General features: G+C 46.7%; 22 protein-coding genes. 13 read left to right on the forward strand and 9 right to left on the reverse strand.

Going from position 1 to position 24019, the window contains the following annotated elements:
- Position 1 precedes the first annotated feature (1 nt).
- Complete coding sequence (locus tag GWG06_RS07745) at positions 2-1249, forward strand: serine hydrolase (protein WP_160712393.1); 1248 nt, start codon at positions 2-4, stop codon at positions 1247-1249.
- Between the two features lie 171 nt (positions 1250-1420).
- Entirely contained in the window at positions 1421-2077 is a 657-nt protein-coding gene (locus GWG06_RS07750; protein ID WP_127044380.1) for a sterol desaturase family protein, read from the forward strand.
- Between the two features lie 122 nt (positions 2078-2199).
- Here GWG06_RS07750 and GWG06_RS07755 read toward each other — a convergent pair whose 3' ends face one another.
- From GWG06_RS07755 to GWG06_RS07780, 6 genes are all read right to left on the reverse strand, one after another.
- Positions 2200-2544, reverse strand: a complete 345-nt coding sequence (locus tag GWG06_RS07755; protein ID WP_160712395.1) for a hypothetical protein — start codon at positions 2542-2544, stop codon at positions 2200-2202.
- On the reverse strand, positions 2544-3485 hold the full coding sequence (locus GWG06_RS07760) for a DUF6263 family protein (protein WP_160712397.1): 942 nt from the start codon (positions 3483-3485) through the stop codon (positions 2544-2546). The genes GWG06_RS07755 and GWG06_RS07760 overlap by 1 nt, the downstream gene beginning before the upstream one ends.
- 17 nt (positions 3486-3502) lie before the next feature.
- The gene (locus GWG06_RS07765; RefSeq protein WP_160712399.1) at positions 3503-4276 is read right to left on the reverse strand and encodes a TIGR02757 family protein; all 774 of its coding nucleotides are present in this window, start codon (positions 4274-4276) and stop codon (positions 3503-3505) included.
- Between the two features lie 196 nt (positions 4277-4472).
- Positions 4473-5612 (reverse strand): cystathionine gamma-synthase, encoded by a 1140-nt coding sequence (locus GWG06_RS07770; protein WP_160712401.1) that lies wholly within the window; start codon positions 5610-5612, stop codon positions 4473-4475.
- A 437-nt stretch (positions 5613-6049) separates the two neighbouring features.
- The gene (locus GWG06_RS07775; protein ID WP_127044205.1) at positions 6050-6637 is read right to left on the reverse strand and encodes a DUF2911 domain-containing protein; all 588 of its coding nucleotides are present in this window, start codon (positions 6635-6637) and stop codon (positions 6050-6052) included.
- Between the two features lie 99 nt (positions 6638-6736).
- Positions 6737-7333 (reverse strand): acyl carrier protein phosphodiesterase, encoded by a 597-nt coding sequence (locus GWG06_RS07780; protein ID WP_127044206.1) that lies wholly within the window; start codon positions 7331-7333, stop codon positions 6737-6739.
- Between the two features lie 364 nt (positions 7334-7697).
- Here GWG06_RS07780 and GWG06_RS07785 point away from each other — a divergent pair, with 364 nt between their 5' ends.
- Positions 7698-8150: a hypothetical protein gene (locus tag GWG06_RS07785; RefSeq protein ID WP_127044207.1), complete on the forward strand. Its 453-nt coding sequence runs from the start codon at positions 7698-7700 to the stop codon at positions 8148-8150.
- Between the two features lie 165 nt (positions 8151-8315).
- Positions 8316-9290: a deoxyhypusine synthase family protein gene (locus GWG06_RS07790; protein WP_127044208.1), complete on the forward strand. Its 975-nt coding sequence runs from the start codon at positions 8316-8318 to the stop codon at positions 9288-9290.
- Between the two features lie 128 nt (positions 9291-9418).
- Here GWG06_RS07790 and hemW read toward each other — a convergent pair whose 3' ends face one another.
- Entirely contained in the window at positions 9419-10543 is a 1125-nt protein-coding gene (hemW, locus tag GWG06_RS07795; protein WP_160712403.1) for a radical SAM family heme chaperone HemW, read from the reverse strand.
- Between the two features lie 243 nt (positions 10544-10786).
- Between hemW and GWG06_RS07800 the strand changes: the two genes are divergently transcribed.
- The 9 genes from GWG06_RS07800 to GWG06_RS07840 all read left to right on the forward strand — a co-directional run bounded on the left by GWG06_RS07800 (position 10787) and on the right by GWG06_RS07840 (position 21339).
- Complete coding sequence (locus GWG06_RS07800; RefSeq protein WP_160712405.1) at positions 10787-11851, forward strand: DUF4271 domain-containing protein; 1065 nt, start codon at positions 10787-10789, stop codon at positions 11849-11851.
- Between the two features lie 35 nt (positions 11852-11886).
- The gene (locus GWG06_RS07805; protein ID WP_127044369.1) at positions 11887-12678 is read left to right on the forward strand and encodes a uroporphyrinogen-III synthase; all 792 of its coding nucleotides are present in this window, start codon (positions 11887-11889) and stop codon (positions 12676-12678) included.
- A 179-nt stretch (positions 12679-12857) separates the two neighbouring features.
- On the forward strand, positions 12858-14906 hold the full coding sequence (locus tag GWG06_RS07810; RefSeq protein WP_160712407.1) for a thioredoxin domain-containing protein: 2049 nt from the start codon (positions 12858-12860) through the stop codon (positions 14904-14906).
- A gap of 282 nt (positions 14907-15188) precedes the next feature.
- Positions 15189-16454 (forward strand): T9SS ring complex lipoprotein PorK/GldK, encoded by a 1266-nt coding sequence (gene porK / locus GWG06_RS07815; protein ID WP_127044401.1) that lies wholly within the window; start codon positions 15189-15191, stop codon positions 16452-16454.
- Between the two features lie 138 nt (positions 16455-16592).
- Positions 16593-17339 carry a type IX secretion system motor protein PorL/GldL gene (porL, locus tag GWG06_RS07820; RefSeq protein WP_127044402.1) on the forward strand — a complete coding sequence of 249 codons (747 nt, stop codon included), beginning with the start codon at positions 16593-16595 and terminating at the stop codon, positions 17337-17339.
- Positions 17340-17394: 55 nt separating this feature from the next.
- On the forward strand, positions 17395-18933 hold the full coding sequence (gene porM, locus GWG06_RS07825; RefSeq protein ID WP_127044403.1) for a type IX secretion system motor protein PorM/GldM: 1539 nt from the start codon (positions 17395-17397) through the stop codon (positions 18931-18933).
- Between the two features lie 21 nt (positions 18934-18954).
- Complete coding sequence (gene porN / locus GWG06_RS07830) at positions 18955-19983, forward strand: type IX secretion system ring subunit PorN/GldN (RefSeq protein ID WP_160712409.1); 1029 nt, start codon at positions 18955-18957, stop codon at positions 19981-19983.
- Between the two features lie 122 nt (positions 19984-20105).
- Positions 20106-20681, forward strand: a complete 576-nt coding sequence (locus GWG06_RS07835; protein WP_160712411.1) for a Crp/Fnr family transcriptional regulator — start codon at positions 20106-20108, stop codon at positions 20679-20681.
- 64 nt (positions 20682-20745) lie between these two features.
- The gene (locus GWG06_RS07840; RefSeq protein WP_160712413.1) at positions 20746-21339 is read left to right on the forward strand and encodes a DinB family protein; all 594 of its coding nucleotides are present in this window, start codon (positions 20746-20748) and stop codon (positions 21337-21339) included.
- On the opposite strand, the gene uvrC is transcribed toward GWG06_RS07840, so the two are convergent.
- Together uvrC and GWG06_RS07850 are read right to left on the reverse strand one after the other, a co-directional pair.
- Entirely contained in the window at positions 21336-23147 is a 1812-nt protein-coding gene (gene uvrC / locus GWG06_RS07845; protein ID WP_160712415.1) for an excinuclease ABC subunit UvrC, read from the reverse strand. The genes GWG06_RS07840 and uvrC overlap by 4 nt on opposite strands.
- A gap of 3 nt (positions 23148-23150) precedes the next feature.
- Positions 23151-23732: a hypothetical protein gene (locus tag GWG06_RS07850; protein ID WP_160712417.1), complete on the reverse strand. Its 582-nt coding sequence runs from the start codon at positions 23730-23732 to the stop codon at positions 23151-23153.
- Positions 23733-24019 lie beyond the last annotated feature (287 nt).

Below are 24019 nucleotides of genomic sequence, written 5' to 3' on the forward strand. Positions count from 1 at the left end.
CATGCGTAAATATTTGCTGGCGCTGCTGGGCGCCTGCTGCCTGTCTTTCCTGCAGGCGCAGCCCCGTACTGACAAATTCCTGAAAGAGCTGATTTACAAGGGAGCCTCCCCTTCCCTGCAACATATCCTGCAGCATCCGGACTCATTCAGGTACCAGCTGATATATACCCAGATCAACCGTGATGCCCGCAATGTGCCGCATTTCAGGCATTACTACCTGAATGTGGATGCAGACCGGTATTTTAATCCGGCCAGTACCGTGAAGTTACCGATTGCGTTGCTGGCACTGGAAAAGCTGCATGAATTACGGATTCCGGGGCTGACAGGCCATACGCCTATGCTGACAGACAGCAGCTGGAGCGGGCAGGTGACCGTTCATACAGACAGTACAGCAGAGAACCTGTTGCCTTCTATCTATCACTATATCAAACGCATTTTTCTCATCAGTGATAATGATGCGTATAACCGGTTGTACGAATTTGTAGGGCAGCAGGAAATTCATGAAAGGCTGTGGGAGAAAGGATACAGGCGTGCACGTATTGTACGCCGCTTTATGCCGCTGAATGAAGAACAGAACAGGCATACCAATGCTATCCGTTTTGTGGATAACGGTAACAGCATATACGAACAACCGGCGGCTGTCAGCACGCTGCAATTTGATTACAGCAAGCCCGTCACCATCGGTCAGGGTTACCTGGATAAAGATGATAAGCTGGTGCCGCTCCCGATGGATTTTACCCGGCATAACAAATTGCCGCTGGAAGATTTGCAGCAGATGCTGCAATCCGTGATATTCCCGGCTTCCGTACCTGCCCGGCAAAGGTTTAATATAGATGCGGCAGACTATCACTTTTTATACCAGTATATGTCGCAATACCCTTCTGAAACCGCCTGGCCTAAATATGATACAGCGGAGTACTTTGACAGCTATACGAAGTTTTTTCTCTTCAAGGGCGCTGGTCACAGGATTCCCTCCTATTTGCGGGATTTCAACAAAACGGGCTGGTCTTACGGGTTCCTGACGGATGCTGCTTATATTGTTGATTTCAAGCATGGATTGGAGTTTATGCTTACCGGAAACGTGTATGTAAACAGAGATGGAATTTTGAATGATAATAAATATGAATATGAAGATGATGGATATCCTTTTTTCCGGGATGTGGGAAAGATTATTTATGAATACGAGCTGCACCGGAAACGTGCGCACGAGCCGGATTTGCAGTCATTCAGGATAAGATACGGGGAATAGCGGTCAGGGTAATTTCAGCATGAAAAATATCTCAATTAATCCTAAGGTTGTATTTTTGTGGAGATATTGGTCAGGAAGCTATTTAATGTGAATGTTGCATGGCTTCCGCCAGGGTAAAATTAGAAGGGTTTTATTCATTTTCCCGTAACTGTTACGTTAAAACTGGGATTCATGAAATTTGAAAAGATTAAGAACAAAGGACAGGCAAGGTTATTTGAAAGCCAGTACCTGGAGATGCTGACCAAAACGCATCCTCTCGTGATCTGGGGGTTGTATTTGCCCATCATTGGTTATATGTTGTATTATAGCCATGATTCACTTGGGTTCTCCCTTGGCAAAATCTCCCTGATATTTGTCGGGGCTATGTTATTCTGGTCCTTTTTTGAGTATATCATGCATCGTTTTCTGTTTCACTTTGCGAGCGACACTCCCAGGGTACAGCGGTTTATTTATGTGATGCATGGTAACCACCATGAATACCCCAGAGACAAGCAACGTTTATTTATGCCGCCGGTACCCAGTCTGATTCTGGCTTCGGCTATTTTCGGATCGCAGTATATTTTCCTGCGGCAGTATACGTTTATGTTTTTCCCGGGATTTATCCTGGGCTATCTCATTTATGGCAGTATGCATTATGCTATTCACGCATGGAATCCGCCATTTAAATTTATGAAGCCGCTCTGGCGCAATCACCACCTGCATCACTATAAAAGTGAGGATAAGGGATTTGGTGTAAGTTCTTCCTTCTGGGATAAGGTGTTCGGCACCTTCTTCGATCTGGACAAAGAGAAGGAAGACAAAGAGAAAGTGAAAGAACTCATGTTTTAATTTGATTATTTTATTATTTGAGATTTTATTCCAAAAGAAGATGCCCTCTGGTAAGTCCGGAGGGCATCTTCTTTTGGAATAAAATCTCAAATAACCAAATAACCAAATAACGACATGGCTGGTTACCATTTTTCTTCGTCATCGGGGAGGTTGTTTTTTTTGAAAGAAGCTCTGGTGGCTATTTTCTGTAGCTGCCTTTCGATGATGAGGGCGGCGATAGGCCTGTAGGGGTCAGTGCCGTCGGCAGCGGCATCATCCAGTATGGCTTTTACCTTTTTCTCGGAAACATCGATGTGGTACAGCAGGTAGATAAATTGCCCGAAGTCCTTGCTGATCAATTGTTTCAGGCGGGTGGCCAATAGGTCCTGCAGCTGTTCAAAGCTGATGTTGACGGGTACAGACACTTCAAAGGTCTGTTGCGTCCATGCGGCTGTTTCCTGTAGATGCTGTGCAGGCAGGGAACTCATTACTTCATTTGTTTTATTTTGTAGGAAGCGTTGGTCACTACTTTCACCGGCACTTTAAGATCGTGTTTAATTCTTTTGGCGCGGTTAACTTTATAGGTGTAGGTACCGTTCATTTCTGTGTTCTGTACGCAGATGGAGGGAAGGCCGCTGCTGCGGTTGATGAGATAGTTGGAAGAGGTGCTGCCGCTGATTTCGGCAGTAGCTTTGATATCGTCTTCGAGCGTCAGCAGTTGTACCTTATCGGTATTTATTTTGGAGGTGCCTCCTATTTTGGCGGTCTGTGCATCCCAGGTCTGCAGATTCCAGTACAGGTCAATACGGCCAATGAGGCCGCCACGCAGGGGAACGCTTTCCTCCCACTGGGTGCCTGTTTTAATACCGTGGGCCGGATACATGATAAGCAGTTGTTCCAGCCATCCGCGGAAGGCATCGGTACCGAACTGGTCTTTCATGAGTTTTTTATAGGCTTCCTGTTCATCTTTTTTCAGGGAGGAGAAGGCGGTTGCGGCGTTGTCCAGCAGGTTATCAAGGCCATCTATTTTATTGATGATACCGCTGGTTTGCAGGTCTACGGTGAAGGGCTGGTCCAGCATTTTTTTAAGGCCGGCCTGGAAGGGTTCTTCCGGTTTGGATACTTTTGCATCCACGAAAATGTTCTGATTTTTGCCGTTGAAGTTAAATTTCAGTTCCTTATAACGGAATGTCAGTATAGCTTTACCGGGATTCACCTCCGTTACCTCTATGCTGATAAGGTTATTATAGTCACGGGTAGTACGTTGCTGAATAGCATTAACGGTCATGTAGGTTTCGCTCTTACTTTTTTGTTCCAGTTCAAACAGTTCTCCTTTGTTAAAGTTGTAGCGCAGGTCCATATATTCCTGTGCGCCGGCGCTGACAGCGAATGTCAGCATCATGGCAGTGATGCCCAGTAGTCTTTTCATTACCGTTATTTATTTATTCAAACATATTTTTCAATCACCCCCAGCCCGAACAATGCGAAATCGTATTTAGAGGGATCATCAGGATCCAGTTTTTTTAGTTCGTGTGTCAGGGCTACAGCTGTTTTCCAATCGGCTTTGGCGTCTGAAATCAGCCCCAGTCGCGTGGCTACACGGCTTACGTGTACATCCATCGGGCAAACCAGCTGAGATGGTGATATGTGATGCCACAGCCCAAAATCCACGCCATTTTCATCTTTTCTTACCATCCAGCGTAAAAACATGTTCAATCGTTTGCAGGCTGAGTTCTTTGCCGGGGTAGAAATATGTTTTTCCGTTCTGTCGGGATGTTCCAGTGCAAAGAATACTTTTCTGAATCCGGTCAGTGCTTTTTCCACATTTTCGTCTTCTGCGGTAATATGTCCGCTGAATGCGAATTCCAGCGATGTTACATTATTATAGTAATGCTGGAGGAATTCTACAAAGTACAGCAGGTCCAGCCCGTTGAAGGTCCGGTGGCAGAAGGACATCAGCTGCATACGTTCCCTGGGCTGGTGGTGGCGTATATAATCATATGGTGCATTATCCATACGCTGCATCAGGTCCGTGCATTTGTTGATAATGCTGGTACGGTTACCCCAGGCGAGTATGGCAGCGAAGAAGCCGGATATTTCTATGTCCTGCAGTTCGCTGAAGCGGTGTGGTATGCAAATGGGGTCATTTGCAATAAAGTCTGTCTGATTATAATATGCCGCCTTTGTATTCAGGAAATCCCTCAGTTGCTGGATCTTCATAGTAGTCACATGTGTAGCACCGGCAGCCCGGCTATACGACTTTAACCACCTGAAACAATACCGCATGCAGTACTGCCACAGGTGGCTTACGACGTTCAGCGCTTTCGTAAAGGCTGTGGATATGGTCAGGAATAATATATTCCGGTAAAGATAATTTTAAACAGGAAAGATTTAAAATGATCTTTACCGGCGGAAATCAGCCTATGGCGTTGTTTAAATCTTCTATGAGGTCGCTGGCATCTTCAATACCTACACTGAGGCGGATCAGGGAGTCGGCCAGGCCGTTTTTGATCCTTTCTTCCCTTGGAATAGAGGCATGGGTCATACTGGCCGGATGTCCGATCAGGGATTCCACGCCGCCCAGTGATTCTGCGAGGGAGAACAGGTGAGTGCCGCTCAGGATGCGGTTAGCAGCAGCAAGGTTATCGTCTTTCAGGGTGAAGGACATCATGCCGCCGAAGCCGCGCATCTGTTTCCTGGCAATATTGTGGTTAGGATGGTCAGTAAATCCCGGCCAGTATACGCGGGCTACCCTGGGATGGTTACGCAGGAACTGTGCGATGGCCTCTCCGTTTTCGCAGTGACGCTGCATGCGTACGTGCAGGGTTTTGATACCGCGCAGCACCAGGAAGCAATCCTGAGGACCAGGCACAGCGCCGCAGCTGTTCTGTATGAAATACAATTGCTTAGCCAGTTCTTCATCCTTTACAATCACTGCTCCGTGTACCACATCGCTGTGGCCGCCCAGGTATTTGGTGGCGGAATGCACCACAATATCGGCGCCCAGTTCCAGGGGATTCTGCAGGTAGGGGGAGGCAAAGGTATTGTCTACACACAGCAGGATGCCTTTTTGCCGGGCTATCTCTGCGCAGGCAGCAATATCAATGATATTCAGCAGTGGATTGGTAGGTGTTTCCAGCCAGATAAGTTTAGTCTGGGCGGTAATGTGTGCTTCCAGGTTGCCGGCATCCTGCAGTCCGATGAACCGGAACTTAATACCATAACGCTCAAATACCTTTGTAAAGATGCGGTAGGTACCTCCGTACAGGTCGTTGGTGGCAATTACTTCATCGCCGGGTTGCAGTAATTTCAGGATACCGTCTGTAGCGGCGAGGCCGCTGCCGAAGCAGATGCCATGGGTGCCGCCTTCAATGGCAGCCAGTGCGTTTTGCAGGGCGTCGCGGGTGGGGTTCTGCGTACGGGCATATTCGTAGCCTTTGTGTTCGCCAGGGGCGCTCTGTACATAGGTAGAGGTCTGGAAAATAGGAGTCATTATGGCCCCGGTGGAAGGGTCCGGAGCTACACCTGCGTGTATGAGTTTAGTACCCAGCTTCATGTCTTAAATATTTTAAAATGAATAATTTCTGGTGCTTTTCAAATATACTCCAGTTTTTGCGATTGCGTGATTTTGCCTTCCGAAAGAGCCGGTAAAAAGCGTACGCGGCAATATTTGTCCTATTTAGCTATTATTTCTCCCTTGACCTACTTTTCACAACGCTCACGAACATTTTTACATCGTTCACCAAATGACTACTAACGGGAATGGATATTCGGATTAAATTCGTTCAGGTTTTTCATAGGATATGGTTAAAATTCTTAGGGCGGTAGTCTTACCGCCCTTTTTCTATTTAATTACGAATTTCAAATTACGAATTACGAATGTAGAAGCGAAGAGCTAAACTTAGATTAAGGAGGATAAGTATTAGATATCACCTTTAATCTAAGTTTAGCTCTTCGCTTCTACATTCGTAATTCGTAATTTGAAATTCGTAATTATTTCTTCTTCACATCTGTCCACTTAATCGGCAAACTCACACTTACCTTATCCCAGGCGATAACGAGGTTTGCGCCGGGTTCTCCTTTTTCGAATGCCATGGTGAAGGCTTCAACGGGGGTGTCGAGCGACATTACCGGTAAGGCAGTTCTTACGAGGTCTTTACGTTCATCATATTTAAAGGCGCCCCAGATATCTGTTTCGCGGTTGAGGATGATCGTCCATGTTTTTTCTGTAGGGATGGCATACAGGGAGTAGCGGCCTTTCGGAATATTTTTGCCGGCAATGATTACCGGGCGGAAAAATTCGATTTCTGTGGCTTCATTTGCGCCCAGCCGCCATAATTTTCCGTATTCTTCCAGGTTACCGAATATTTCCCTGCCTTTGGTTTGCGGGCGGCTGTAGATAACCCTGGCGATCAGGGTGCCTGGCTCGCCTTTAATTTTACAAACGTACGGATACATTACAGGGTAGTAGGCCATATCCATAGGGCTGGCATCCAGTGGTGGCAATTTTTTTTCCTGTGCAACAGCGCTCAGTGCAAATACTCCCAATGCAACGGCAAATAAGAATGCTTTTTTAATCATCCTGCTATACTTTATATATTTCTTGAAACGGATTTGAAGGGTCAAACCTAGACATTTTTAACGAACCTGAAAAGAGTAGAAACCCGCTTTAACATGGTGTTAGCGGTTTTCCGTCAACAGCAGTTTTTCTACGTGTGCCTGCAGCTGCGGGAAAAACGTTTCATAGCAGGATTGCAAGGCGGCATAGTGTTCTATAAAAACTGCGGTTATAACGCTGGCATTGGTTTCCAGGTACCTGGCCCGTTGGGTGATACCCCTGAATGCGCGTTCTATGCCTGCAGTAGTCCGGTAATTATATAACCAGTTGTATTGCTGCATGTACTGAAACATCTCCATAAACGCCGGCGGCAGTGCGTCTGCCTGCTGGCTGATTACCCTATAAACCTCTGCAGCAAAGGCATAGAGCGAGTCTTCAGTAAACCGGGCGGTGTCGTTGGCCAGAAAATGATCAAACACTACATCTACATATACGCCGCTGTACAATCCGCAGGAAGGCCGGAAAAAAAGTTTAGCCTTTCCCGTTGCCGGGTGCTGGTCTGTAAAGGTATCGATGGCTCTGTGTATACGGATACCACGCTGTATATCCGGTGTAAATACTTCCAGCTGCCGTTTGCCCTTCACAAAATCTGCAATCAGATTACCTGTAATAAGCGATGGCTGATGAAAGGATAGATAAGCATGTGCCAGATGATTCATGGAAAAGCCCCTCCTGATGGTAATAAGACTACAAAAGTAACGATTCGTTTACCATTGGTACAGGTGGTTATGCCAGTTTTCATGTTTATACGGATTTCCCATCCACTTTAACACAACCTTAACACTCCTCCATGCAGCTTTGGCAAGGTGTCACCAACAACTAAGCTGTGGCTGGCAAAGAAGGCTGCATGTCCGGCTGCGGGCAGGCGGACGTCCGATTACGGATACTTAAAGTTATCTAGTAGTGCCAGTGGTAAAGTATGGCTTGACCACTGGTACCATCCCGTCGTAGCTTTGTTTCAACAAAAAAATCAAAAACAAAACCAACCGGACAAAAACATTTAAACCATTTAAAATTACTGTCATGAAAAAGATAATTGTTTTACTGAGTGCAGCTTTTTTACTGAGTGCAACCACCCTTTTTGCAAATCCGTCTGAAACAACCGTTAGCAACAAAATTAAATATGCATTTAATGATGCTTTCGTTGGCGCCAAAGAAGTGAAATGGTATACAGACGATAACAAGACCTTTACTGCAAAATTTGAAATCAGCAACTCAAAGGTAACCGCCTTCTTCAATGAAGATGGTACACTGCTGGCTACTTCCCGTTACCTGCAGGCCGATCAGCTGCCCCTTTCCGTATCAGGTAAAATCGCAAAAAGATATGCAGACGACAGCATCTACTGCATCGTAGAATATAGCGCCGGAGAAGGCACCGTGTATTTTATCACGCTGGAAGGCAAGAATACATGGACTACGCTGAAAGCCGACCGCAACGGTGCTGTAACCGTACAGGGCCGTCTGAAAAAAGCTTAGTTTTTCAGTTGTGTTTTTCTATTGTTTGAAACTTGAGGCTCATGGGTGCTACCATGAGCCTTGTTGTTTTTTGCACATGCCCCTCCCCCAATGAAAATTATCTTAACTTTGCGAACTGTTAAGGCTTTATGAGCCAGACTGTTAATGTATAAACGATTAAATAACATGAACAAGGGACCCGTTTCTCAATTTATCCAGCACCATTACCGCCACTTCAATGCTGCTGCATTAGTGGATGCTGCCAAAGGATATGAAACTCATTTGCTGGAAGGCGGTAAAATGATGGTGACACTGGCCGGTGCGATGAGTACGGCTGAATTGGGCATTTCTTTCGCAGAAATGATCCGTCAGGGTAAAGTGGATATTATCTCCTGTACCGGTGCAAACCTGGAAGAAGATATTATGAACCTGGTAGCACATACCCACTATAAAAGAGTTCCTAACTACCGTGATCTGAGCCCCCAGGAAGAATGGGATCTGCTCGAACAGGGCTTCAACCGCGTAACTGATACCTGCATCCCTGAAGAAGAAGCTTTCCGCCGTATCCAGAAACATATCTACAAAATATGGAAAGATGCAGAAGAAAGCGGCGAACGCTATTTCCCGCACGAATTCATGTATAAACTGCTCCTCAGCGGCGTAATGAAAGAACATTACGAAATCGATCCTAAAAACAGCTGGATGATCGCTGCAGCAGAAAGAAATATTCCTATCATCGTTCCAGGCTGGGAAGACAGTACCATGGGTAACATCTTCGCATCCTACTGCATCAAGGGCGACCTGAAAACATCTACCATGAAGAGCGGTATCGAATACATGATCTTCCTCTCCGAATGGTACCGTAACAATTCCGCCGGTAAAGGCGTTGGCTTCTTCCAGATTGGTGGCGGTATCGCCGGCGATTTCCCGATCTGCGTAGTGCCTATGATGTACCAGGATCTGGAATGGACAGACGTTCCTTTCTGGAGCTACTTCTGCCAGATCTCTGACTCCACTACCTCCTACGGCTCCTACTCGGGCGCTGTACCGAATGAAAAAATCACCTGGGGTAAACTGGACATCAACACACCTAAGTTTATCGTAGAATCAGATGCTACCATCGTAGCTCCCCTGATTTTTGCCTACATTCTTGGCTGGTAAAAACAATCAGTCATTTTATTATTTTGTTATTTGAGATTTGTTATAAATCAAGAAGCCCCCTGGATATCGAAACTTCCAGGGGGCTTCTTGATTTATAACAAATCTCAAATAACAAAATAATAAAATAATCAAATGAACAGGTCGGCCGCAATGCCGTCTGCAAAGAGACGGCCAGCCTTTGTAAGGCGGAGCGTTTCTCCTTTCTGTTCCATCCATCCCTTGCTGATGAATGGCTGACTACTGGCGAGCAGCTGGCTGCTCTGCGGAGCGCTGAACTTCTCTGCTACCCATTCCAGGTTGCACCCCGCGGCCGTACGAAGGCTCGTCATAATGTACTCATTGAACTGCATGGCAGTGGTGAGGGTTTCCAGCTCAGAAGGTACCTTCCCGGCCGCCAGACTGCGGATATATTGTGCATTGTTCGCAATATTCCACTGGCGGGAATGGCCGTTGAAGGAATGTGCAGACGGGCCCAGGCCCAGGTATTGCTGCCCCTGCCAGTAACTGCTGTTGTGCCGGGAGTGCCACCCCGGCTTTCCAAAATTGGAGATCTCGTAATGTTCAAATCCGGCTGCCTCCAGCCACTGCATCAGCAGCTCGAAATGACGGGCGGCTTTATCAGGATCCGTAGGCTCCATCTTTTTCTTACTGATAAAATGATCCAGCGCAGTGCCGGGTTCTACGGTGAGCGCGTAACAGGAAATATGCGGGATACCCAGGGCAATCGTCTGCGCTACGTTCTCCTGCCACCCTTCATCCGTGAGCGTAGGCCCGCCATAAATGAGGTCTATGGTAATGTTCCGGAACCCAACCTTTTGTGCGTCCGTTATACAACGCAGCGCCTGTTCGCTGTTATGCGCACGGTTCATCCAGCGGAGGTCCGCTTCGTGGAAAGACTGTATACCAATGCTGAGGCGGTTAATGCCTGCATCCCGCAAAGATTCCAGCCGCCCGCTGTCAAGGTCGTCAGGATTGGCTTCCAGGGTTATTTCAGCATCGGCGGCCACGGGAAAAGTGCTGCGCAGGGCAGCCAGCAACTGTTGCAGCTCGGCAACAGTCAATAAGCTGGGTGTTCCACCCCCGAAGTAAATGGTTTGCACGGTTTCACCGGACAAATAATCTTTCTGTAAGACGATCTCTTTCAATAAAGCCGCTACCAGCTCATCTTTCTGCCGCAGGGAAGTAGAAAAATGAAAGTTGCAGTAATAACATGCCTGCTTACAAAAAGGAATATGTAAATAAATTCCGGCCATCAGCGTTATATAGCTGTCCGCAGCAGGCGTTCACAGGCCAACTATGGACTATTTTAATATCTTTGCAAACGACAAAATTACGTTTCAGTTTTGTTATGTGAACAGGACGCTGTTAATTGCCTCTGGTTTGATGGATTTCGGGGGAACGTTTTTGTTGAAAAGCCAAATATAAAGTCATTGCAAAATAATATCCTGGTGCGCATCTGGTATTTGTTTCTATTCATTTTCAGTTATTTGCCGGTAATGGCACAAACAGCGGACAGTACCGCTCATCAGCCTGTCAGAAAACCGGCAGTTACCCGTCAGGTATCGGATACAGCAAAGCCTAAACCCAGGCCGCATACAGCTGCGGTGAAAAGGGATTCCGGCAGGATAGCCGCACCGGTTATCACCCATCGTGCTGCAGATAGCTCCCGGCCTAAACCGCGTACTGTAACGCCTGTTAAAAAGGATACCGCGGCGGCCGCCACTCCCGTAACAGCGGTAACCGACAGTGCGCTGACGGGGAAAGACAGTGTTGCGGCGGCGCCTCCTGCTCCCAAACCAGTTTCCTACTACGACCTGTATATGAAGCAGCTGGCCCGCGAAAATGACTTCCTGAAGCCCGGCAGGCCGGTTTATTACGATACCAACCCGGTACGCAGCTACCGGAACATGGACTGGCTGATTTATCTCGTGGCTGGCATCCTGCTGGTGCTGAGTATCATCCGGTTGTCCTACACCAAATATTTTTCTGATCTGTTCAAGGCGTTCTTTAATCCCACGCTCAGCCAGCGGCAGCTGAAAGACCAGTTGTCACAGGCGCCTTTCCCGAATATGCTGCTCAATATCTTCTTTGCCATATCACTGGGGTTATACCTGTACCTGGTGCTATACAGAAAGCAGGTGTTCCCGCAGGCAGAGCCGTGGTTGCTGATTCCGGGGCTGGTGATTCTGGTAGCAGTGGTATACGGCATCAAGTATGTGATGCTGCGTTTCTGCGGATGGCTGTTCGGTAACAGCGAACTGGCAGATGCATATATCTTCATCCTGTACCTGATTAACAAAATCCTGGGAGTTATACTGGTACCGTTTTTAGTGATTATGGCCTTCTGTGACCAGGAAATAGCCCTCGCTTTTCTATATATATCATTATTTATTATTGCATTACTTGTTCTTTACAGGTATATTAGATCTTATTCTTTAGTTAGGCAGTACTTGTCTTTCAGTAAATTGCATTTTTTTCTTTACCTTTGCGCATTCGAAGTAGCGCCTGTTTTAATATTAACCAGGGTGCTGCTGAATATCTGGTTAACTGGTAATCCCTGATTATCGCCTATTGTTAACACAAGAGCAAAAAACGTATGATAAAAGGCGGGCCAAAAAAAGATTTGCAAGGTAAACAAGTTCAGTCAATCCTAATTTCTCAACCTAAGCCTGAAACAGAAAAATCTCCCTATTTTGATCTGGCAAAGAAGTTCAACATAAAATTGGATTTTTACCCGTTCATCAGAGTAGAGGGATTACCCGCTAAGGAGTTTCGGAAGCAGAAAATTGATATCCTGAATTATACTGCGGTAATTTTTACCAGCCGCAATTCAGTAGATCACTTTTTCCGGATCTGTGAAGAAATGAAGATTAAAGTGTCGCAGGACTGCAAATACTTTTGTATTACAGAAGCAGTGGCACTGTATCTGCAGAAATTTATCCTGTATCGCAAGCGCAAAGTGTTTTATGGTGCGGATGGTTCAACCAAAGGTGTACTGGAGGTTATGAACAAGCATCGTGACAATGAAAAGTTCCTGTTTCCAAGCTCAGACAGTCAGAAGAAGGACATTGAGGAATGGTTAAAGACGAACAAATGTGAGTATGCTACAGCGACCCTTTACAAAACCGTTTCCAACGATGTAAAGGAAGTACTGGCGAAGAACTCATATGACATGATTGTGTTTTTCAGTCCTTCAGGTGTGAAATCACTTTTTGAGAACATGCCGTCGTTTGAACAGAATGGTACCCGTATCGGGGCGTTCGGACCTACTACCTCTGCCGCTGTGGAAGAGGCAGGTTTAAGGCTCGATGTTAAAGCTCCCGCTCCGCAGGCGCCATCCATGGCAGCAGCGCTGGATCAGTACCTTGCATCTATCAACAAGAAGTAGTGCGGTTTCCGCATAGCAATTAATTATACCAGGGATGGCAGACTGCCATCCCTGTTTTTTTGGCTGCAATACAGGCGCATCCTGAGAATATTTTAAAAATTCCTGCCTGATATGCATGGTTGAACAAAAACTTTTTTAATCTTGTAACAAGGAATCATTCAACCATTTAAGCGGAATCCATGAATAAACTAGCCGGCGAAACAAGTCCCTATCTGCTGCAGCATGCACATAATCCTGTTCACTGGTATCCCTGGGGGGAAGAGGCACTGCAACGCGCCGTGGCGGAGGATAAGCCTATACTCGTGAGTATTGGTTATGCTGCCTGCCACTGGTGTCATGTAATGGAAAGGGAGAGCTTCGAGGATGCTGCTACCGCAGCCATCATGAATGAGCATTTCATCAACATCAAGATAGACAGGGAAGAACGCCCTGACCTGGATCATATTTACATGGATGCCGTGCAGGCCATGACAGGAGCCGGTGGCTGGCCCCTGAATGTTTTTCTCACACCGGAAAGAAAGCCTTTTTACGGAGGCACTTACTATCCTCCGGTAAAAGCATATAACAGGCCGTCCTGGAAAGATGTACTGCTGTCGCTCGCCGATGCATTTGCCACTAAAAGAGACGAAATTGAGCAGCAGGCAGATAATCTTACACAACATATCAGCCAGTCCAGCCAGTTTGGAATACAGGCCGGCTTAAACCTGAATATCCCGCGGGAAGAATTATTTACCAGGGAACAATGCGATACCATCTGTGAAAATATACTGAAACAGGCAGATACTGTCTGGGGCGGTTTCGGGCGTGCGCCCAAGTTTCCGCAGACGTTTACCATTGCTTACCTGTTGCGGTATCATCATGTCTGCAAAGATCCGGCGGCGTTGCAGCAGGCATTGCTATCCCTGGACAAGATGTTGCAGGGAGGGCTTTACGACCAGCTGGGCGGCGGATTTGCCCGGTACTCCACCGATGAGAAGTGGCTGGCCCCGCACTTCGAAAAAATGCTGTACGACAACGCCCTGCTGATTGATGTGCTTTGCGATGCCTGGCAGCTCACGCGCAGGGAGGTATATGCCCAAACGGTAAGGGATACACTGACTTTTATTACCAGGGAGATGACTTCTCCTGAAGGTGGCTTCTATGCCGCACTGGATGCGGACTCCGAAGGGGTGGAAGGAAAATTCTATACCTGGAGCAAAGCGGAAATACATCATATCCTGGGAGAACAGGCGAAGCCTTTCTGCGAATTTTATGATGTCAGCGATCATGGCAACTGGGAAGAAACAAATATCCTGTGGATACAACAGCCGCTGGAGCAGTTTGCCGCTGAAAAGGGCTATGATCCCGCTGTACTGGGTGCCATGCTGAAAGGTTGCCGGGAGAAGCTGCTGGCGGTAAGATCCGGCAGAATACGCCCGGGGCTGGACGATAAAATCCTGCTCGGATGGAATGCCATGATGGTACATGCCTGCTGTAAGGCATATGCCGCGCTGGGCGATGAAGCCTACCGGGAAATGGCTGTACGTAATATGGAATTCTGCCTGGCCAGTTTCCGGCAGGAAGAAAACGGACAGGCCTTCTTCCATACCTGGAAGGGCGGGGAGGCAAAATATCCTGCATTCCTGGACGATTATGCGTGCCTGATCCGCGCCCTGATTGCCTTACAGGAGATTACCGGAAACCTGGACTACCTCTATAAGGCACATGATATTACCGCCTTTGTGAACGATCATTTCGGAGATGAAACCGGCCATTATTTTTACTATACGATAGACGGGCAGCAGGATGTTATTGTGAGAAAGAAAGAGGTGTACGACGGCGCAGTGCCCAGCGGTAATGCGCTGATGGCGCAAAACCTTTGGTACCTTTCTGTTGTTTTTGATAACAAAAACTGGGCAGATAAGGCGGTGGCGGCGGTTTCCGGGCTGGCGCAAACGGTGGTGAGGTATCCGACTTCCTTCGGCGTGTGGGCGAGCCAGTTATTACAGTTCGTGAAAGGTACTCCTGAGCTGGCGGTAGTAGGAAAAGATTTTCTGGCAAGAATGAATGAGGCCGGACAATGGTTTCTTCCTTTTAAAATTTTAATCGGTGCAGAAAAAAATATTCCGGCTATTCCTTTGCTGACAGACAGGGCCGTGGAAAATGACACATTAGTTTATTTATGCAAGGATTATCATTGTATTAAGCCTGTTTTTTATATACAAGAAATTATTAATTTAATAGAATAATTATGTAACTTGCCCGTTATAAGGGTAGGGGAAACTAAAACAAATGTTGTGACGATGATATAATAAAATGTTAAAAAATACGTTTAAATTAGTTACCGATCCGGTGTATGTAGAGTTGAAAAAGTTGTATAAAAAGTGACTACAAATTAAATATTATTATTACATTTGCTATCTTTCATATAAACAAAGCGGGTGAAAAAATGAGAAATGTGTTCCCTTGCATTCAGGCAAAAAGCACCAGGCTGGTTAATAGAAAAACATATTCTGATGAAAGCTACCCTTATGAAGCTTAACTATTTAAGAGGTCTGTTGGCAGTGCTGCTGGTTTCCCTGCTGGCCAGCTGTGGTGGTAGTAAAGGCCCCAAGAACGCACAAGGTCAACTGATTGGCGTAAGCCCCAGACCTAAGTACACTCCCCCTGTACCCTATGGGATGGTTTATGTACCACCTGGAACCTTTCATATGGGTCCCAGCGATGAAGATGTAAACTACGCCTATACGGCACGTAACAAATCTATTTCGATTTCGGGCTTCTACATGGATGCCACTGAAATCACCAACAATGAATACCGCCAGTTTGTGCAGTGGGTGCAGGACTCAATTGCGCATATCCTCCTGGGACACGTTAAACAGGACGACGGGCATGATATCATTGACTGGAAACAGAAAATTGTCTGGAAAGACAAGGCTACCCTCGAGAAACTGGATGCGATGGTGTATACCGAAGCTGACCGTCTCTATGGCCGCAAGGACATCGACGTGGGCAAGCTGATCTATCACCAGGAAACTTTCAACTGGGACAAGGCCAAGCTGAGGGAGAACTTCGGTAAACCGCGTTCTACGTTCATCGTGAAAAAAGATGTTCCTATCTATCCGGACACGCTGTGCTGGATCAGGGATTTCTCCTACGCATACAACGAGCCCATGACCCGTATGTATTTCTGGCATCCTGCCTTCGACAACTACCCGGTGGTAGGCGTTAACTGGCACCAGGCTACTGCCTTCTGCGAATGGAGAAGTAAATTCTGGGAAGATTACAGGAACTCCAAGAAACTGTTCACGGAAGATAAATTCCAGCTGCCTTCTGAAGCACAATGGGAATACGCTGCACGCGGCGGAAGAGAACAAACGCCATACCCATGGGGCGGATACTATATCCGTAACAAAAAAGGCTGTCTGCTGGCCAACTTCAAACCTGGCCGCGGTAACTATCCGGAAGACGGCGGTTTCTATACTGTACGTGCAGACGCCTACTGGCCTAACGATTACGGCCTGTACTGCATGGCTGGTAACGTAGCGGAATGGACTGCTGACATCTTCTATGAAAATGCCTACTCATTTACATCCGATATGAACCCTTATCTGAGAATGGATGTACCTGACGACGCACCATTGAAAATGAAGCGTAAAGCTATCCGCGGCGGTTCCTGGAAAGATGTGGGATATTTCCTGCAGACCGGTACCAGAACCTACGAATACCAGGATAGTTCCAAATCCTACGTAGGCTTCAGATGTACAATTGCGCTTAGCAGAAGACACAAAAAATAAACGCACGTATTAATAGCTCTAATTAATATAACAAGTAAACCCTTTTATATTATGACAACTATTAGCAAATCGGTGAGTAACAACTATTCCATACAGAGAACTTTAACACTTATCACTTTAACCAGTAAATTTTAACCTATGGCTATGAATCCTAACAAAGCTAAATGGCTGAACTTTTTCGTATGTATTGCGGCTTCTGTAGTAATTATCGGAGCGTTATTTAAACTGCAGCACTGGCGGGGAGCGGATATCGCTTTGATTTTAGGTCTGAGCACAGAAGCGCTCATCTTTTTCGTATATGCTTTCGTTCCTGATTCCAGCGCTTCTCATCCGGAAGGTCAGGTAGTAGCAGTTGCCGGCAGCCCTGCAGTTGCTGGTCTTGACAAAATGCTCCAGGAAGCAGACATCACGCCTGCCAACCTGCAACGCCTGAGCGAAAACTTCCAGAAACTGGGTACCACTGTTGACAAAATGAGAGACATCTCCGACGTAGTAGCTGCTACTGGCGATTATACTCAGAAAACAAGAGAAGCTGCCAGCGCTATCGGTAACGTAGCTAACGCCTACACTACTGCCGCTGCTGCTGTATCTTCCTTCAACAGCGCTTCCGAGTCTACCAGAAGTTTCCATGAGCAAATGCAGGGTATGACCAAAAACCTGGCTTCCCTGAATGCTATCTATGAACTGGAATTACAGGACACCAACAACCACCTGAAAGCGATGAACTCATTCTACAGCAACCTGCAGAATGCTTCCGCAGCCATGAGTGGCAGCATCGATGATGCCAAGAAAACTCAGGAACAGATTTCCCTGCTGGCGAAAAACCTGAGCAACCTGAATTCCATCTATGGTAACATGCTGTCTGCCATGGGCGGTGGAAGATAAGGTAATGCTGATAGTTTTGAGTTAACAACCACTAAATTAAATCTGAAAAAAAACTATGGCACTACCTAAAGATCCTAGGCAGAAGATGATCAACATCATGTACCTGGTCTTGACGGCCATGCTCGCGTTGAACGTCTCTGCTGAAATACTGAACGCTTTTAATATTGTTAATAATTCCATCAATACTTCCAATAACTCCCTGACAGATAAAAACAATCTGATCTATGCACAGTTCGCGGAACAAATGAAGGATAACGCTGCAAAAGTAGCCCCTCTGAAAGCCAAAGCGGAAGAGGTGAAAAAACTTTCTGCAGATATGTACAACTATGTTGAAACTTTAAAGAACCTCATCATCACCGAATCCGGTGGAAAAGATGATAAAGGCGAACTTAAAGGCCAGTCTGACCTCGACGCTCCTACCCGCGTGATGGAGAACATGAAAAAAGGTCCTGAACTGGAAGGTAAACTGGTTGCACTGCGTAATCAATTACTCGGCTTTGTTGAACCTAAAAACAAAGACAAATTTGCAAAAACTTTACCCCTGAAAATAGAAGTAGGTAAATCTTCCAATGATCATGGCGGCGGTCCTAAAACATGGACTACCTATCATTTCAACATGGTGCCTACCATCGCAGCGGTAACCATCCTGGGTAAATTCCAGAATGATATCAAAAACTCCGAGTCTGCCATTATCGATGACCTGTATCGCCAGATCGATGCACAGAACTTTAAATTCGATAAAATCAGACCGTTTATCTCCCTGAATTCCAAAAACCTGATGGCCGGCCAGACCTTAACTGCACAAATCGCAGTAGGCGCCTACAGCAGCACTGTAAACCCTACTATCGTTGTAAACGGTACTCCGGTAAATGCAGTGGAAGGTTTAGGTACTTATTCCATACCAGTTAGCGGTATCGGTGAAAGAACCATCTCCGGTACTATCACATTGCCGAATCCAACCGGTGGTGATCCTATTTCCCAGCACTTTGAAGAAACTTATAATGTAGGTGCTTCTACCACCTCCATCTCTGCAGATAAAATGAACGTACTGTACATTGGTCTGCAAAACCCGATCTCTATCTCTGCGGCAGGCGTACCTGCTGAATCAGTATCTGCTTCCATCAGCGGTGGTAACATCTCCAAACGCGGCGCCGGCGAATACACTGTAACCGTTAGCCAGCCTGGTAAAGCTGTTATCAACGTAGTAGCCAACGTAGATGGTAAGGTAAAAACACTGGGTCAGAAAGAATTCCGTGTAAAACGTGTTCCGGATCCGGTACTGAAAGTGGGATTCAACAAAGGCGGCAACATGAAAGCTGCTGACTTTAAAGTGCAGCAGGGTCTTGGCGCCGTTCTCGAAGATTTCGAATTTGAAGGTGTTAAATACGAAGTAGTAGGTTACCGTATCGGTGTATCTGCAAAAGGTAAAGAATACCAGGAAGGCGAGGCCAATTCCGCTTACTTCCCGGGTAGCATCGCTGCCTCTGTACGCTCACTGCGCCCAGGCGACGAAGTATACTTCGAAAACGTAAAAGTGAAAGGCCCGGATGGCATTGTTCGTACCATGCCAAGCACAATTTTTAAATTAAACTAACAGGTCATAAATTACTGAATTATGCGAGCAGTAATATTTAACAGAATTGGTTGGTGCACCATGTTGCTGGTTATGCTGGCAACCGCTGCTGAAGCACAGCGCCGCGGCGGTACTACCCGCCGCAGAACTGCGACTGAAGCCGCTCCACAACAGGATCCGAATGCGCCGGTAGTAAACCCCGCAACAGGTAATGCTGTGACACCGCCCCCTGCTCAGCCAGCATCTTTGCGCCCCGATGGTCTTTCTTCACCAGTTTCCGATACCCCCCGCAAATCATTGCGTGTGGACGGAGTAGTGGAAAGAAACCTTGCAAGAGAACGCGTTCCCATCGTTTACGACTACATCCGCGAGGATGACCGTTTCTGGGAAAAACGTGTCTGGCAGGTAATCGATGTAAGGGAAAAAATTAACCTTCCCTTCCAGTACAACGTAGAAGATGAAAGCGGTATCAATCAACTGTTTATCAATATTCTGCTGAACGCTATCAAGAATAAAGAGGTGGAAGCCTTCAACCCTATCGATGACCGCTTCACCACAGTGATGCCTTACAACGAGATCCAGACAAAGATCGCCGGTGAAGAAAGAACTGTACGCAGCATCGATCCGGTTACAGGCGAAGAAAAAATGGTGACTACCCGCGACGACTTCGACCCGCGTACTATCAGACAGTACAAAGTCAAGGAAGTATGGGTGTTCGATAAAGAAGCCTCTGCCCTGAAAGTACGTATACTCGGTATTGCTCCCATGGTTTCCCGCTTCAACGAAGATGGCAGCGTCCGCGCATCCATCCCGCTGTTCTGGGTGTATTATCCTGACCTGCGCGCTACACTGGCCAAATACGATGTGTATAACCAGAATAACGACGCCTCCACTATCAGCTGGGAAGACCTCTTCGAAATGCGCTTCTTCGGCAGCTATGTGATCAAGGAAAATAATACCTACAACCGCGAGATCAAAGACTACATGAAAGACGGCGTTATGCGCCTCCTCGAAGGTCAGGCCATCAAAGACCGCATCTTCAACAAAGAGCAGGATCTCTGGCAGTACTAGACCATAGTCATTTGATTATTTGATTATTTGAGATTTGTATAAAATCAGAAAGCCCCCTGAACTCTCAGGGGGCTTTCTGATTTTATACAAATCTCAAATAATTAAATACTTAAATTGCATTCATGTCAGTGGAAATGTTACGTAAAGCAGTGTTTGATTTCATGCCGCTCCCGGCAGACGCCTGGACGGCCTTTGCGGCCTGCTGGCTCCCGGTAACGTATAAACGAAAACAAATCATCACCACTGCCGGCGAAACTGAACGCTACCTTTATTTTGTTAACGAAGGCGTACAACGCATCTTCTCGCTGGACGGTGATACGGAAGCCACGCTCCTGTTTACCTACACCGGCTCCTTTTCCGGTATCATGGACTCCTTCCAGCTGCAACGCCCTACCTCCTGGTTCCTGGAAACCCTCACGCCCAGCAGCATGTTACGCATCAGCTATACAGACTTTGACCAGCTCACCCTGCAATATCCGGTCATCGAAAGATTTGTAAGATTGGGTACCGTAGCGGCACTGAGCGGATTGCTGGACAGGCATCGGGAACTGCTGACCTTTACCGCGGAACAGAAATTCCGCGTGCTGCTCACCCGCAGCCCGCATGTGTTACAGCTGATACCGCAAAAATACCTGGCCTCTTACCTGGGCATCGATCCGGCTACCTTCAGTAAACTGCTGCATTCAGTCAAGTTATAAAATCTTTGCCTGCACCAACATTTTCCGGAAACAACCATCCTAGCTTTGTAATAAATACTTCACCATGACCCGCATCAATACCAGGATACTGCTGGAACAACTCTGTAAACAGGTGCTAACGGTACAAATGAAAGCAGAAAACCGTTTCGGAAACCATCCTGCTGCAGCCTTGCTACATGCCCCTGTACCCGGCAGCTGGAGCGCCATGCAATGCCTGGATCACTTAAACTCCTACGGAAAATTTTACCTGCCTGCACTGGATAAAGCCATCACCCGCGCCATAGAGGAAGGAAGCAGTCCGGGAGAAGTATTCAGCCCCAGCTGGATCGGCGCTAAATTTACCCGTATGATGCAACCCGGACCAGACGGAGCACTGTCTTCCCGCATGAAATCGCCGAAAGACCACCGGCCGGTGATACAGCCAGATGCTGAGATGGTATTGCCGGAATTTATACGCCAGCAGGAAACTCTCATAGCACTGCTGCAACTTGCGGAGAAAGTTGATATACAAAAAGTGAAAGTGACCACTTCCCTCTCCCGTTTTATACGTATGTCTGCCGGAGATACTTTCAGCTTCCTGACAGCACATATCAACCGGCATGTATTACAGGCAGAGAAAGCTATCCGCGCCTTCCGCCCTGTGAATGAAGCGGTTTAACGCTGGTTGTTGTGAAAGTGGTTATATACGAGCCGCGCTTTGGAGGCGCCTATTTCTTTGGCAATATCTTCTTCAGACAGCAGTTTTATTTTTGCTACCGAACGGAAGGTTTTTAATAATTGGGTAGCCGTATTCTGACCTATTCCCTTTATGCTTTCCAGTTCATTCTTAAAAGTGCCTTTACTGCGCTTTTGCCGGTGGAAGGTAATACCGAAGCGGTGTACCTCGTCACGTACGCGGCGTATCAGCTTCAGGCTCTCGCTGTTGAACGGCAGCTTGATACTCTCTGAGTCTCCGGGGAAAAATATTTCTTCTTCATTTTTGGCCAGCCCCACTACCGTCATGCTGCCGATAAGGTCCAGCTCCCGGATGCTTTCCATGGCAGAACCCAGCTGCCCTTTGCCACCATCGATGATAACAAGCTGTGGTAATGGCTGCTGTTCTGCCAGCAGGCGGCTATAGCGGCGGTATACCACTTCCTTCATGGAGGCGAAGTCGTTGATGCCTTCTACCGTTTTAATATTGAAATGACGGTAATCCTTGTTGGAAGACACGCCGTCTTTGAATACCACGCAGGCGGCTACAGGATAGGCGCCCTGGAAGTTGGAGTTATCGAAACATTCGATATGCACCGGCAGTGCAGGCAGCTCCAGGTCGGCCTGCAGCTGGTAAAGCACCTGCTTTCTTTCCATATCGCTCTTTCCTTCCAGGTGCAGTATTTTTTTACGGTAAAGTTCTTCCCTGAAGTAGTTTACGTTCTTTTCCGAGAGCTCCAGCAACTTCTTTTTATCGCCGCCTTTAGGCACTGTAACAGTGACATTGCTCTCCGGATACTCTACCGGGAACGGCACTACGATTTCCCGGTTAACGCTTTTAAACACATCGCGCAGATAGGCTATTGCATATGTCAGCACCTCTTCATCGCCTTCTTCCAGCTGCTTTTCCAGTGTCACGGTTTTGGTATCCGCAATGGTGCCGTTGAGAATACGGAGATAATTCACATACGCGTGGTTGCCGTCGCTGATGATGGAGAATACATCGAGATTGCCCACACGGTTATTGACGATGGTAGATTTGGCAGAATAATCTTCCAGGCTGGCGATCTTCTTGCGCATGATCTCTGCCTTTTCAAACTCCATCTGTGCGGCATGCTGCTGCATCTGCTCTTTAAAGAGATTAACTACGGGAGAAAGATTGCCTTTCAGCACATTTTTTACCTGCTGTAATCCTTCGCGGTAGTCTTCTTCTGTCTGTAATCCTTCACATGGTCCTTTGCAGTTGCCCAGATGATATTCGAGACACACCCTGAATTTCCCTTTTTTGATATTCTGTTCACTCAGGTTGAGATTACAGGTACGCAGGGGGATATTGTATTTAATCACATCCAGGATTTCCCGGACACGCCCTACAGAGGTGAAGGGACCGAGGTAATCAGAGCCGTCTTTAATCACATTGCGGGTAAAGAATACCCTGGGAAAAGGCTCGTGCTTGATAACAATATAAGGGTAGGTTTTATCATCTTTCAGGTTGATGTTGTACCTGGGCTGAAACTGCTTGATGAGGGAATTTTCCAGCAGGAAGGCATCCTGTTCGGAATCTACGATGGTAAATTCTATGTGGTGAATATGTTCAACCAGCTTACGTGTTTTGTAGCTGTCATGATTTTTCACAAAATAGGAACTGACCCGTTTACGCAGGCTTTTCGCCTTGCCTACGTACAGGAGTTGTCCGCTTTCATCGTAGTATTTGTAAATGCCTGCTTCTACAGGAATGGTATGTGATATTTGCTGAAACTCGGCTGCTGTCATGTTTTACATCCTGGTTTTAGGCGTCATCGCCACATTGATCTCAATTTGCTTGGGCGCCAGGAAAGCTATTTTCTGGTATGTGGCGATGCGTATATGCTGATTGCGCTGATACAGCAGGTCCTGCCGGAATTCATACACCATGTTGGTGTTGTATCCGTGAATGTTCACCTGCTGGATTACGCCATTCTTATCTAGTTCCATTGTGATTTCTGAAGGGAAGGTTTGTTTTCCTCTGGAAGTATAAATCACAGATTTTCTGCCGGAGAACGGATCGTATAAACTGGAGGAATCATATTCATCCCGGAGAGATGGTTTGTTCAGGTCTATATCCGTAAAAGGTTTCAGGAGATCCTGCACTGCTGTGCTGTCGGTACCGGAGATAACGGAGGTATCCGTAACGCCGTTGAGCACCACGGTTTTATGCAGATCTACTCCGGCATTGCGTATAAACATTTTTTCTCCGTTGAAGTAGGCCGGCAGCGGCTCAAATTTATTTACACCGGTTCCCCCGTGGTTATTGTCCTGTTTGCAGGCTATAAAACCCAATATGGTTAATAGTACCGTTGCGTAGCGGTAATGTTTCATACTGCGAAATTACTACTTAAATACGGGGAAGAAAAAATGCGCCGTAAAAACGGCGCATCGATGCATGAGCAAATCTGTCGAGAGCACTAAAAATATGAAAATCAGTCAGTCAGACTGAGATTGTTTCAGTTTGTTCCCTGTTAAACGGGAAGGGAGAGGGAAAAGTTACAGGTAATTAAAAAAGAAATTACGAATTACGAATGGCGAATTACGAATGTAGAAGCGAAGAGTTAATCGAAGATTAAAGGTAATAAGTATTAAATATCACCTTTAATCTTCGATTAACT

The organism is Chitinophaga solisilvae, from assembly GCF_009928525.1.
Taxonomy (GTDB): domain Bacteria; phylum Bacteroidota; class Bacteroidia; order Chitinophagales; family Chitinophagaceae; genus Chitinophaga; species Chitinophaga solisilvae.